The organism is Arthrobacter rhamnosi (genome assembly GCF_054510855.1).
In genome coordinates this window covers 186,776-198,985 of the sequence record NZ_JBTNDT010000002.1, presented here as the reverse complement: position 1 = coordinate 198,985, position 12,210 = coordinate 186,776, and the positions used below count along the sequence as shown (strand labels likewise).

The following is a 12,210-nucleotide window of genomic DNA, read 5'->3' as shown; positions in this document are numbered from 1 at the left end:
CCTGGAGACCTGAAGGGAACGTGGGGGTTACGTCCAGAAATGTACGGAGATTAGTTGCGCGGAGACACAGTACTCCTTACCCCTCCTTTTCACCGGGTACTCGTTTTCCTACGCGTCAACTACCTGTTGCCGCACAAGCTGTTGAAATCAGGAGTAGGGGGGGCCAAGCCCACCCCTAATTCGGCACAGCGATCCGAGGGCGTGCCGTCACCCGGGTCTGATTGAATCGGGGAATGAGCACTCCAGCGCACATCCAGGACCTCGGCGCCTACGTGGTGGCGTCCCCGTCGAGCTTCCATGCCGTGGCAGAGGCCGGGCGGCGGCTCGCCGCAGCAGGATTCCGCCGGCTGGCGGAGCAGGACGCCTGGGAGGGTGGGGCCGGCCGCTACTACGTCATCCGTGACGGCGCGCTGATCGCGTGGTCCGTCCCCGACGGCGCCGGCCCCACGACGGCGTTCCATATCCTCGGTGCCCACACCGATTCGCCGTCGTTCAAGCTCAAGCCCAAGCCCACCACGGGCAAGTACGGCTGGCTCCAGGCCGGCGTCGAGGTCTACGGCGGCCCGCTGCTGAATTCCTGGCTCGACCGGGAACTCGAGCTCGCAGGCCGTCTGACACTGCACGACGGCAGCGAGCACCTGGTGTCCACCGGGCCGTTGCTGCGGTTCCCGCAGCTCGCCATCCACCTTGACCGCGCGGTGAACGACGGCCTGGCGCTGGACAAGCAGCGCCACATGAACCCGGTGTGGGGCCTCGGCAACCCTGCGGACGCAGACCTACTCGGACTGCTCGCCGCGCGCGCCGGTGTGGATCCGCGAGAGATCGGCGGGTTCGACGTCGTCGTCGCCGACACCCAGGAACCGCGTGTCTTCGGCGCACAGGACGAGTTCTTCGCATCCGGACGCCTCGACAACCTCTCGTCCGTGCATGCCGGGCTCACGGCGCTGATCGGCGCTGCCGGGGGTCCTGTGGACGGGCCGATTGCTGTCCTCGCGGCCTTCGACCACGAGGAGGTGGGCAGCGGCTCCCGCTCCGGTGCCAGCGGACCCTTCCTCGAGGACATGCTGCTGCGCATCTCGCTCGGCCTCGGGGCCGGGACGGAGGAGCGCCTGCGCGCCCTGGCGTCGTCGTTCTGCGTATCGGCCGATGCCGGCCATGCCGTCCACCCCAACTACGCGGAGCGGCACGACCCCGTGAACCTGCCGGTGCTCAACGGCGGACCGCTGCTCAAGATCAACGCCAACCAGCGCTACACCACCGATGCGCCGGGTGCCGCCTTCTGGGCTGCGCTGTGCCGCAGCAGCGGCGTGCCCTACCAGGAGTTCGTCTCCAACAACGGGATGCCGTGCGGTTCCACCATCGGTCCGCTGACGGCCACGCGCCTCGGCATCCGCACGGTCGACGTCGGGACACCACTGCTGTCGATGCACTCGGCGCGTGAACTGTGCGGCGTCGAGGACCCCGGGCATCTCGTGACGGCGACGACCGCCTTCTTCCGCGGCGGGCAGTAGGCACTGACCGGCGTCGTCCACAGGAGTTCGTCGCCGGTCAATCGTCCGGTAACATTGATACGTCTGTGCCAGAGCCGGTCGGCGGTAAATACCGCGGACGGCGGCCGGATCAACGCTAAAGAACCTCCTGTTGCGGAAAGACCGCGACCGTTCAGCCCAGAGGAGGTGGGTTCACACATGCGTGCATATGAATTGATGGTAATCATCGACCCCGACGTCGAGGAACGCTCCATCGACCCAACACTCGAGAAGTTCCTGAATGTCGTCCGCAATGGCGGCGGCACCGTGGACAAGGTGGATATCTGGGGACGCCGGCGCCTTGCGTACGAGATCCAGAAGAAGACCGAGGGCATCTACGCCGTCGTCAACTTCACCGCGACCCCGGCCGTGGCTTCCGAGCTCGACCGCCAGCTGAGCCTCAACGAGACGATCATGCGCACCAAGATCATCCGCCCCGAGGAGCAGAAGGTTTCCGCCGAATAATTTCGGCAGATCCCTCATCCATCCACCCCGCTCCGGCGGGTAGGAACTCAAGGAGGCACCATGGCAGGCGAAACAGTCATCACGGTGATCGGCAACCTCACCAACGACCCCGAATTGCGGTTCACGCCGTCGGGATCGGCGGTTGCCAACTTCACGATCGCGTCCACTCCTCGCACCTTCGATCGCCAGACCAATGACTGGAAGGACGGCGAAACGCTGTTCCTCCGCGCGTCGGTATGGCGTGAGGCTGCGGAGAACGTTGCCGAGACTCTGACCAAGGGAACCCGCGTGGTTGCCCAGGGCCGACTCAAGTCACGTTCATACGACACCAAAGAGGGCGAGAAGCGCACCGTCATGGAGCTCGAGGTGGACGAGATCGGTCCATCCCTGCGCTATGCGTCGGCGAAGGTCACGCGTACCCAGCGCTCAGGCGGCGGGAACGGCGGCGGCTTCGGCGGCAACTCGGGTGGAAACTCCGGCGGCAATGGTTCGAACTCCGGTTCGGGCTGGGGCGGCGGACAGCCTGCCCAGCAGCCTGCGGAAGACCCTTGGGGTGCTCCCTCGGGTGGTAACTCGCAGGGCTGGGGCAACGGCGCCGACTCCGAGCCTCCCTTCTAGGTAGCAGGTTCCGTTCCCGGAACCCCTGCCGCAGTTCCGCAAGGAACTGGTACTTCCCATCCCGCAGAATCGTTCTGCGGGCTCCAACAGAAAAAGGAGCACCACGATGGCTAAGGCTGAACTCCGTAAGCCCAAACCAAAGTCCAACCCCTTGAAGGCCGCTGACGTCACCGTCATCGACTACAAGGACGTAGCCCTGCTGCGTAAGTTCATTTCCGATCGCGGAAAGATCCGTGCCCGTCGCGTCACCGGTGTGACCGTGCAGGAGCAGCGCAAGATCGCCCAGGCAATCAAGAACGCCCGCGAAGTTGCACTCCTGCCGTACTCCGGCGCTGGCCGCGGCTAGGGAAAGGGACACACACCATGTCGAAGCTCATTCTGACCCAGGAAGTCACCGGACTCGGTGCTGCAGGCGACGTCGTCGAGGTGAAGAACGGTTACGCACGTAACTACCTTCTGCCCCGCGGTTTCGCCCTCATGTGGAGCAAGGGTGGCGAGAAGCAGGTCGATTCGATCAAGGCTGCCCGCTCCGCCCGCGAGCACGCATCGCTCGAGGACGCCCAGCGCCAGGCCGCCGCACTCTCGGCGAAGCCCGTCACCCTGACTGTCAAGGCGGGTGGCTCCGGCCGCCTGTTCGGCACCGTCAAGGCCGACGACGTCGCGAAGGCCGTCGAGGCCGCAGGCCTCGGCAAGATCGACAAGCGCAAGGTCGAACTGCCGGCTCACATCAAGTCGGTTGGTTCGTACCAGGCCAACGTCCGTCTCCACGAGGACGTAGCAGCAGTCATCGACCTGGACGTCGTCGCCAGCTAGTAGCGAGGGGCCCCGGGCTCGCGAAGCGAGTTCGGGGTAGCTGCGTAGCGCTAGCTGCGAGACCAGGTTCAGCAGGAAGCCTCCGCGGAAGCGGGGGCTTCCTGTGTTTAATGCGTCCACGTCCCTCGGCACCGTGCACGGCAACATTCCCGGGCTCGTACGCACGGGCAGCATGTCTGCAGGTACATGTCCCGGAGCGACTTCTTCCGCGATCTCCGGGAGGTCCTGGGTACCGGGAAGTGCATATCCCCTAGTCCTGCCCCCGCGCCCCTGGTGCTCGGGGCTGGAACCGTATGGAGGGGTGGGGATATGTGCTTCCCGGGAGCACATGGACGCGCTTTTTCGCCGGTTGTCAACAGAGCACCTGTGGACGGAGGGGCACGGAAATTAGTCTGCGTCCACAGCCCGGGGATAACGTATCCGCAGGTCAGAGCACTGTTGGCGTCCTAATAATTTGTTTGTCCACAGGCTTGTCCCCATCCTGTGCACAAGAGATGCCACGTAATCCACAGCTTATTCGCACTTACCCACACCCCCTGTTGGCACAGCGCTTTGTGCAGTACGGGAAGGGGTCTAGCGTTGCTGGAGATTCCCAATAGTGAGGGTGGAGAGTGATAGGCCTGTCCTGTCAGACCCGTCCCGGGTTTCCGGCGGATGCTTCGGCGACTGCCGCTTCGACAGCAGGAGAAAGGCCCTACAGTGTCCCTGGCACATGCAGATTCATCACCGGACACTCGTACCCCGGAATTCTCACGTACGCCTCCCCAGGACCTCGTCGCCGAGCAGTCCGTCCTGGGCGGGATGATGCTCTCCAAGGATGCCATCGCCGACTGTGTGGAGGTGCTGCGCGGCATCGACTTCTACCGGCCCGCGCACGAGAGCATCTACGAGGCCATCATCGACCTCTACGGCCGCGGGGAGCCCGCCGACGCCGTCACCGTCTCGGACGAGCTGACCAAGCGGGGGGAGATCTCGCGCATCGGCGGCCCCGCGTACCTCCACACGCTGATCCAGTCCGTCCCCACCGCGGCGAATGCCGGCTTCTACGCCGAGATCGTGCGCGAGCGCGCCGTCCTCCGCCGACTCGTCGACGCAGGCACGAAGATCGTCCAGCTCGGCTACTCCAACGACGGCGAGGTGGACGACCTCGTCAACGCGGCACAGGCCGAGGTGTATGCGGTCGCGGAGCGCCGCACGGCCGAGGACTACGTCGCGCTCAAGGACATCATCGAGGGCACCGTCGACGAGATCGAGTCGGCCGGCCACCGTGGCGAGGGCATGACAGGCGTCCCCACGGGATTCTACGAACTCGATGAGCTGACCCAGGGGTTGCACGGTGGGCAGATGATCGTCGTCGCAGCTCGTCCCGCCATGGGTAAGTCCACCTTCGCCCTGGACTGGGCGCGTTCTGCAGCCATCAAGCACAACATGACCACCGTCTTCTTCTCGCTCGAGATGGGGCGCAACGAGATCGCGATGCGTCTGCTGTCCGCCGAGGCCACCATCGGTCTGCAGGACCTCCGCAAGGGCACCATCAAGGACGAGCAGTGGGGCAAGATCGCCACGACGATGGGCCGCATGAACGACGCGCCCCTGTTCATCGACGACAGCCCGAACATGTCGCTCATGGAGATCCGGGCCAAGTGCCGGCGGCTCAAGCAGCGGCACGACCTCAAGCTCGTGGTGCTGGACTACCTCCAGCTGATGTCATCGGGCAAGCGCGTCGAATCCCGCCAGCAGGAAGTATCCGAGTTCTCGCGGGCACTCAAACTGCTGGCCAAGGAACTCAACGTGCCGGTCGTCGCGCTGTCACAGCTGAACCGTGGTTCCGAGCAGCGGACGGACAAGCGCCCGCAGGTCTCCGATCTCCGCGAGTCCGGCTCGATCGAGCAGGATGCCGACATGGTCATCCTGCTCCACCGCGACGACGTGTACGACAAGGAGTCGGCCCGTGCCGGCGAGGCCGACGTGATCGTGGCCAAGCACCGTAACGGGCCGACCAAGACCCTCGTGGTCGGTTTCCAGGGCCACTACTCGCGGTTCAACAACATGGCCGCGGACGGCGGGGGCTACTAGTCCTTCTTCGGCCCGAGTTCGTTGATGACCGTCTTCAGGCGGTCGCGCAGGTCCTCGGAGGCGAGGCCGTCCTCGGCCATCAATTCGTGCTCGATGTTCTTCGCCCGCTCCAGCGCCTTCAATCCTGCGGAGGTGATGGTGATGCGCTGACTGCGGCGATCCGCTGTGTTGCGCAAGCGCGTCACGAGCCCTCGCTTCTCGAGGCGGTCCAGGGTCCGGCCAACGGTCTGGGCCTGGACGTGGACCAGTTGCGCCAGGCGCACCCCCGTGAGGGTGCCCTCCCGTTCGAGAACGCCGAGGGTCGTCAGGCCGGCGTGCGTGATGCCGATGCTCAGGAGCTTCTCGTTCCATGAGTGCTCGACGAGGCGGGCCGCGGTCGTGAGCAGGCGGCTGGTCGACCAATCGTTTAACTCCGGCACGATGGCGTGTCCTTCCTCGGTTGTACGCGGTGGATGCGCTTGTTCCTACTACTTACTCTAGACAATTTCGCCCGAAATAGACAGCAGGCTTATTATCATGTGAGTTCGGTGCGACGGCTTTTTCTGCTCTTCCCTGGGCGCGGTAGGCGGGGGCAGGGATTGGCCGACGGAGGACAACGAAGGGCCCGGAGCCATGCCCCGGGCCCTTCGTCGTTCACATCGTGCTTAGAGGTTCTTGCCTCGGCGGGTGTCATCCGTGAGATCGTTGCCACGGCGGGTTTCATCCGCGCCTTCGACCTCGATCTCTTCCTTGCGGACCTCACCGCTGACCGTCTCGTTCGAGGTGACGGTCTGCTTGTCGAGGCGCACGCGCTCGACCGGGACGGCTTCCTTCTCGACGACGGGGCGCTCGGCGTGGAGAGTCACTTCGTGCTCCTCCTCGCTGATGGCCGGGCCGGCGTATGCCTCGTCGCGGTTGGCCTCCGTGATGGGCTCGCGCTCGATGCGGACTTCCTCGTGGCTGACGGGAACGGTCGTGGTGACGTTCTCGGTCACGACGTACTTGCGCAGGCGGGCGCGGCCCACCTCGCGGCGTTCCGTACCGACGCGCAGCTGCTCTTCCGAGCGCGTCATGGCTTCGTCCGTGGTGGGGCCGGACGTGTCGTGGCCGACGGTGCCGCGGCCGGTCGTCGTCGAGTCGGTGTCCGTCAGGCCCGAGTGGCGGCCGGAGGTGGTGTCGATGTCGACATCGCGGTCACGCTGGCCGGCGAAGCCGGTGGTGCCGGTCGTCGTCGTGTCGGAGTAGGTGTCGGTGCCGCCGCCGATCTCGTAGTGGCGGTAGAGACGATCCTCTTCCTCCGGGCTCAGGTTGCCGTCGGTCTCGATCCGAGGGGCGTCCTTCACCTGGTGCTTGGTGTACGGCACCCGGACGTCATGGCCTTCGACGTCGGCGCCCTGAAGGGGAATGAAGGACTCGGACGTGCCGAACAGGCCCGTCTTCGCCGTGACCCAGCTGGGCTCACCGGTCTGATCGTCGAGGTAGACCTGGCCGATGGAGCCGATCTTCTCTCCGTCAGAACCGAGGACGTTGCCGCCGTTGCCGAGCAGGGTATCGATGTGTTCCTGGGTAATCATTTCCTTCTCCTTCTGAGTAATCTCACTGCGAGGGGTGTGGAATTCTCGGCTGTAGGTCTCGCCGGGACCGGAGTCCCTGGCGAACCACCGGCCTCTAGAGTAAGCACACTTAGTAGTTAATTGGAAGCAGGCTTAGCGTTTATCTTGAGATTTGTGGCCCCGATCCGCGGTTCCAAGGGCGGAGAGACCGCCCGCCGGGCGGCTTTGCCGCCCCGGAGTGCTTCCGTAGAATGGCGGGAAGGTCCAGCCACCGGCCGAACATCTGCAGGACGACCGCATCTATGCCCGGATTGGCATGCACTGCGTAGTCGCCCATGACACCGGAAGGCGCCCATGCCAGCCGTACGTTCCCCTCACATCAACCAGGTCATGATCGCTGCCGCGGACCTCGAGAACGCCGAGTTCGAGCGTGACCGGCTCGCGATGGCGTGTGGCGCCGCCATCCGGCTGGCCCTCGCCGACGGTCACACGGTCGCCCAGATCGCCCAGGCAGCGGCCATGGCCGAGGGTGACGTGCGGCGCCTCGCGGAGGCCCTGCCGGACGCGCTGGCCGGGCCCGCGGACCTTGTCGTCCTGCCAGGACTCGCAGGGGGCCACGGCACCGCCCTGATCGGCCCTCACCCGTCCCTGCTGAACATCGTGCCCTCCGAAGCGGATGTCACCGCACGCGAGGATCGCGTCCGGGATGCCCGCCGGGAGCCTGATGCCGCGCTCTGACGCTTCAGACGGGTCGGAAAGGGGCGGGGCGCTGCTCATCATCGACATGCAGAACGCCTTCTTCGAGGACGAGGTCCTCGCCGGCGCACAGAAAGCCCTGGTGGACGCCTGCAACGCCCTGATCGACGCCGCACAGCGGGGGAGGACGCCGGTCCTGGTGGCGCGCACCGAACACCTCCCGGACCGCTCCACGTGGACCGTCTCCATGCTCGACGACGACCAGGGATTCATTTTCCGGGGGACGCACCAGGCGGACGCAGTCGAGGGACTTCGGGTCGGAGGGCTCGAGACCGTGACGAAGACCCGCGACAGCGCCTTCTTCGGCACGGACCTCGCGGAGCGCCTACGGGGCCACGGCGTGGAGCGGCTCGTCCTTGCCGGTGTCTCCACGCACAACTGCGTGGCGCACACGGGCGCGGACGCTTTCGCGCACGACTTCCGTGTCAGCTACGTACTCGACGCGATCGGGAGCACCAACGCGCAGTACGCGGCGGCGATGCTCGAGATCCTCTCCGTGGAGTACCGGCAGGCGGTCATCAGCCGGTCGGAAGCGGAGGCCCTCCTCGCCTGACGGGCGACGCCTCGCCGCTCGCCCGGACGGAACCGGTAACGACGGAAGCCACCGGAACGAATCCGGTGGCTTCCGTCGTGTGTACCTCGGAGGTCAGCTCTGCTTGACGTTCGCCGTGGCGTCCTGGGCGCGGCCCTTGACGTGGCCGGCGGCCTGCTGGCCCTCGTCCTTCACGGTCTGCACCGAGTCGACGGCGGATTCCTTGACGGACTGGACGGCGTCCTGCACCGGCTCCTTCACGTCCTCCACGATCTGCTTGGCGGCCTCTGTGACCTTTTCCTTCAGGGGCGCTGCCTGCTCCTTGAGCTGCGATGCGGCCTCCTGCTCCTTCTGGCTGGCAGGGATGACGGATGCAACGAGCAGGCCGGCGCCGAAGGCGATCAGCCCGGCGGCGAGCGGGTTGCCGGCGGCCTTGCTGGAAAGCTGGTGCGGGGCATTCTGGACGGCATGTCCCGCCTGCGCAGCCTTGTCCTTGGCGGTGCCGGCAGCCGACTGGGCGGTGCCCTTCCCGCTTCCGGCCGTGCTCCTGACGCTGTCCTTGACGTCTCCGGCCTTGCCGGTCACGGAGCCCTTGACGTCCTCGGCCTTACCCATGACGGAATCCTTGACGTCCTCGGCCTTGCCCATGACGGTCTCCTTCACGTTGCTGAAACTGGTCTTGACCTTCTCGGTCTGACGGTGCGCGATATTGGCGGGATTCACCTTGTCTGCCACGGCGTCGACGTTGGTACCCAGTTCCTCGCGGGTGCGTTCGATATCTGCGCGGATCTCTTCTGGCGTCTGGCTCATCGTGTCTGCTCACCTGGTTTCAGTGTCGGCGGGATCTCTTTGACGGTCTCCGCTGTCTGTGGAAGACCCTTGACCTTCTTCATTTCCTTCTTGCCCTGGAGTGCCAGCACTGCGGCGATGATGCCCCAAAGGACCGCCACGATCAGGGCGGCCCAGCCGAGGGGCATGAGGGCGCCGAGACCCCACATCAGGGCGATGGACAGGAACAGGAGGACGAAGTGACCTCCGACCGCTGCGCCGGCGAACATGCCGGCGCCCTTGCCTGCGATTTTCGCCGATTCCGTGGCTTCGGCCTTCGCCAGAGCCACTTCCTGGCGCATGAGCTTGGAGAGGTCCTTCGTCACCTCCCCGAGGAGTTCGCCTACCGACGCGTTGGCGGAGCGCTGCTCGGCCTCCGTCGGCAGGGGGGCGGCGGCCTGGTGGGCACCGCCGGTGTATGCCTCAGCCATCAGCGCAGACTCCCGTCATTCGGCAGGGTGCCCACGGGCGGGGTTCCCGGCGGGATGGTGGGGTAGTCGTCCGTGGGGTCGACGAAAGCGGGGTTGGACCCTGCGACGTGCTGGCCGTGGGTCGTCTCACCGAAGCCTGCAGTAGCGGGGGTACCGGTGTAGAGGTCGGTTCCCGTCTCGGTGTAACCGGGGTAGGTTCCGGTCGCGGTGCCGGTCGATGCGAAGTTCCGGGCGGAACCGGACGTGTCGGACTCCCGGTTGCCGGTGAACCCACGCGTCAGGCGGCCGGCGACGAGTCCCGATCCCGCTGCAATGGCAAGGAATACTCCGGGCTTGCGGCGGGCGAAGGCCTTGACGTCCTCGAGGATGTCGGTGGCGTCGCGGCCCTCGAGCCAGGAAGCAGCCGAGTTGGTGCGCTGGGCGGCCTGCTGGACGACGCTGGACACCACGTGGTTGTCCGACTTCTCCGCGATGGACTTCAGCTCATCGGAAATGCTGCGGATACCTTCGGTGATCTTCTGCTGCTGCGTGCCGGCCTGGCTCTTGACCTCGGAGGTCACCGTGCCCAGCAGGTTCTTGGCCTGTGAGCCGGCTTCGGCAGCCACGCTCTTCGCCTCGGAGGCGGCGGTGCCGGCTACGTTCTTGGCTGCTTCCTTGCCTTCCTGGCCGACCTGCTGGGCCTGGTGCTTGGCAGCGGAAGTCTTCGATCCGGAGTTACCGCCGGTGGACCCGGTGGTGCCGAGCTCGTGGGCACCGAGGTCCGACGTGGACGATTCGGGACCTGTGGTGGAGGGAACCAGGGGATCCTGCGGCCAATTCTGCGTAGTCATGGTTCTTCCTAACGTTGATATTGCCGTTAACGCGGACGCTCCATCGTGTTCTCGATGTGATGGTCCGGCATCTCGTGCTGGACTTATCACTGAAGCTAAGCATGCTTACCTTAACTTTTGCAAGCTCTTTCGCAAGATCCCGCAACATCTAAATAAGTAGACTTAGTATCTTCCAAAAATCCTAGTGGCGCCCTTAGCGTCGAATCAAGAGGACCTCCGCGGCCGCTTCCAGGAGGAGCGAGTCCAAGCCTGCGAGGACCCAAGGTGGGAGGTAGCACCCTGTGTTTTTCCACAAGCAAGAGCTGCAGTACAAGGCCAGCCCGGACAAGCCCGACGCGATCTATGCGCGCAAGCTGCAGGAAGTCCTCGGCGGCCAGTACGGCGAGATCACCGTGGCCCTGCAGTACAGCTTCCAGGCCTGGAACGCCCACATCCCGGGCAAGTACCGTGACCTGCTCTTCGGGATCGGCGCCGAGGAGATGGGGCACGTCGAGATGCTGGCGACGATGATCGCGCAGCTGCTCGAGAAGGCGCCGCTCGGGATCACCGAGGACGCCGTACAGTCCGATCCCGCCATCGCCGCCGTGGTCGGTGGCACCGACCTCCAGCACGCCATCGTGGCCGGAGCAGGCGCCCGACCCGTGGACAGCATGGGCAACCCCTGGCAGGGCAGCTACGTGACAGCGAGCGGCAACCTGCTCGCGGACTTCACAGCCAATGCGAACGCCGAGATGCAGGGCAGGCTGCAGGTGGCCCGCCTCTACCACATGACGGATGACCACGGGGTCCGGGACATGCTGTCCTTCCTGCTGGCACGGGACACCATGCACCAGAACCAGTGGGTGGCGGCCGCCAGGGAGCTGCAGGAATCGAAGCTCGAGGAGATGCCCGTGCCGAGCAACTTCCCGCAGAAGAAGGAAGCCACGGAGGTCTCCTACCAGTACCTCAACTTCTCGGACGGCAAGGCGGCGGCCGAGGGTCGCTGGGCCTCCGGACCGAGCCCGGACGGGAAGGGTGAGTTCACCTACCACGAAGGCCCCACCACGAGTGCTCCCATGCCGGCGGTCACCCATCCGGACTCTCGTTTCTACGGCACCACGGAGATCCCGAACACCGTCGAGAAGATGGCCGGCACCGTGCAGGACAAGCTGAACCGCGAATAACCATCGCACTACCGAGGAGAAGGAGACTGTCATGACAAATACGAATGACCGCACGGTGGAGAGTGGCCGCACCACCCTGCAACGCGCTGCGCAGGCAGTGGGCATCGTTTTCCTGCTGGTTGGAATCCTGGGGTTCATTCCCGGAATCACCTCGAACTACAACACCATGATGTTCGCCGGACACCAGTCGGAGGCGATGCTGCTCGGGATCTTCCAGGTCTCGATCCTCCACAACATCGTCCACCTGCTGTTCGGCATCGCCGGCGTGGCCATGTCGAGGACGCAGTCGGGGGCGCGCTCGTACCTCCTCGGTGGCGGGATCATCTACGCCATCCTGTGGCTCTACGGACTGGTGATCGGCCAGGAGTCGTCGGCCAACTTCGTCCCGGTGAACACCGCGGACGACTGGCTGCACTTCCTGCTGGCGGTGGGCATGATCGGCCTGGCCCTCGCGCTCGGTCGCCGCGACCGCTCCGCCACGCGCCGCGTCTGACCCGGACACCCGCCCCGCGGGCGGGAGTCCGGTGTGCGGCACCGTGACTCCACGCCTGGAATCAGCACTACGGATACGGCACATCGAGTGCCGCACGACGCCGGATCGAGGGCACCTCCGGGTGTCCATCGGTCCGGCGTCGTC

At 65.5% G+C, this 12,210-nt stretch carries 15 protein-coding genes; 10 read left to right on the top strand and 5 right to left on the bottom strand.

What is annotated here, in order from left to right; all coding sequences use genetic code 11:
- The first annotated feature begins 233 nt into the window (after positions 1–233).
- From ACX80I_RS05310 to dnaB, 6 genes are all read left to right on the top strand, one after another.
- Positions 234–1,511, top strand: coding sequence for a M18 family aminopeptidase (locus tag ACX80I_RS05310; RefSeq protein ID WP_459344095.1), 1,278 nt, complete (start codon positions 234–236; stop codon positions 1,509–1,511).
- A 177-nt stretch (positions 1,512–1,688) separates the two neighbouring features.
- Positions 1,689–1,994 carry a 30S ribosomal protein S6 gene (gene rpsF, locus ACX80I_RS05305; RefSeq protein ID WP_043442549.1) on the top strand — a complete coding sequence of 102 codons (306 nt, stop codon included), beginning with the start codon at positions 1,689–1,691 and terminating at the stop codon, positions 1,992–1,994.
- A gap of 60 nt (positions 1,995–2,054) precedes the next feature.
- A complete protein-coding gene (locus tag ACX80I_RS05300) occupies positions 2,055–2,612 on the top strand; it encodes a single-stranded DNA-binding protein (RefSeq protein ID WP_087071873.1) in 558 nt (185 codons plus the stop codon).
- Between the two features lie 106 nt (positions 2,613–2,718).
- Complete coding sequence (gene rpsR / locus ACX80I_RS05295; RefSeq protein ID WP_005273147.1) at positions 2,719–2,958, top strand: 30S ribosomal protein S18; 240 nt, start codon at positions 2,719–2,721, stop codon at positions 2,956–2,958.
- Positions 2,959–2,975: 17 nt separating this feature from the next.
- Entirely contained in the window at positions 2,976–3,425 is a 450-nt protein-coding gene (gene rplI, locus ACX80I_RS05290) for a 50S ribosomal protein L9 (RefSeq protein WP_087071874.1), read from the top strand.
- 699 nt (positions 3,426–4,124) lie between these two features.
- Entirely contained in the window at positions 4,125–5,501 is a 1,377-nt protein-coding gene (gene dnaB, locus ACX80I_RS05285) for a replicative DNA helicase (protein ID WP_087071875.1), read from the top strand.
- Here the strand turns inward: dnaB and ACX80I_RS05280 are convergent.
- A complete protein-coding gene (locus tag ACX80I_RS05280) occupies positions 5,498–5,920 on the bottom strand; it encodes a MarR family winged helix-turn-helix transcriptional regulator (RefSeq protein ID WP_087071876.1) in 423 nt (140 codons plus the stop codon). The genes dnaB and ACX80I_RS05280 overlap by 4 nt on opposite strands.
- A 225-nt stretch (positions 5,921–6,145) precedes the next feature.
- The gene (locus ACX80I_RS05275) at positions 6,146–7,054 is read right to left on the bottom strand and encodes a DUF2382 domain-containing protein (RefSeq protein ID WP_459344094.1); all 909 of its coding nucleotides are present in this window, start codon (positions 7,052–7,054) and stop codon (positions 6,146–6,148) included.
- Positions 7,055–7,387: 333 nt separating this feature from the next.
- Between ACX80I_RS05275 and ACX80I_RS05270 the strand changes: the two genes are divergently transcribed.
- Both ACX80I_RS05270 and ACX80I_RS05265 read left to right on the top strand, forming a co-directional pair.
- Positions 7,388–7,771, top strand: a complete 384-nt coding sequence (locus tag ACX80I_RS05270) for a hypothetical protein (protein WP_459344093.1) — start codon at positions 7,388–7,390, stop codon at positions 7,769–7,771.
- Positions 7,758–8,342 (top strand): cysteine hydrolase family protein, encoded by a 585-nt coding sequence (locus ACX80I_RS05265; RefSeq protein WP_459344092.1) that lies wholly within the window; start codon positions 7,758–7,760, stop codon positions 8,340–8,342. The genes ACX80I_RS05270 and ACX80I_RS05265 overlap by 14 nt, the downstream gene beginning before the upstream one ends.
- A gap of 93 nt (positions 8,343–8,435) precedes the next feature.
- Here the strand turns inward: ACX80I_RS05265 and ACX80I_RS05260 are convergent, their stop codons facing one another.
- The 3 genes from ACX80I_RS05260 to ACX80I_RS05250 are packed head-to-tail and all read right to left on the bottom strand — an operon-like array spanning position 8,436 to position 10,410.
- Positions 8,436–9,131, bottom strand: coding sequence for a DUF3618 domain-containing protein (locus tag ACX80I_RS05260; RefSeq protein ID WP_459344091.1), 696 nt, complete (start codon positions 9,129–9,131; stop codon positions 8,436–8,438).
- Entirely contained in the window at positions 9,128–9,580 is a 453-nt protein-coding gene (locus ACX80I_RS05255) for a phage holin family protein (RefSeq protein WP_459344090.1), read from the bottom strand. The genes ACX80I_RS05260 and ACX80I_RS05255 overlap by 4 nt, the downstream gene beginning before the upstream one ends.
- Positions 9,580–10,410, bottom strand: coding sequence for a hypothetical protein (locus tag ACX80I_RS05250; protein WP_459344089.1), 831 nt, complete (start codon positions 10,408–10,410; stop codon positions 9,580–9,582). The genes ACX80I_RS05255 and ACX80I_RS05250 overlap by 1 nt, the downstream gene beginning before the upstream one ends.
- Positions 10,411–10,691: 281 nt before the next feature.
- On the opposite strand from ACX80I_RS05250, the gene ACX80I_RS05245 reads away from it, so the two are divergent.
- Together ACX80I_RS05245 and ACX80I_RS05240 are read left to right on the top strand one after the other, a co-directional pair.
- Positions 10,692–11,573 carry a manganese catalase gene (locus ACX80I_RS05245; protein ID WP_459344088.1) on the top strand — a complete coding sequence of 294 codons (882 nt, stop codon included), beginning with the start codon at positions 10,692–10,694 and terminating at the stop codon, positions 11,571–11,573.
- A 31-nt stretch (positions 11,574–11,604) separates the two neighbouring features.
- A complete protein-coding gene (locus ACX80I_RS05240; protein WP_459344087.1) occupies positions 11,605–12,066 on the top strand; it encodes a DUF4383 domain-containing protein in 462 nt (153 codons plus the stop codon).
- Positions 12,067–12,210: the final 144 nt, after the last annotated feature.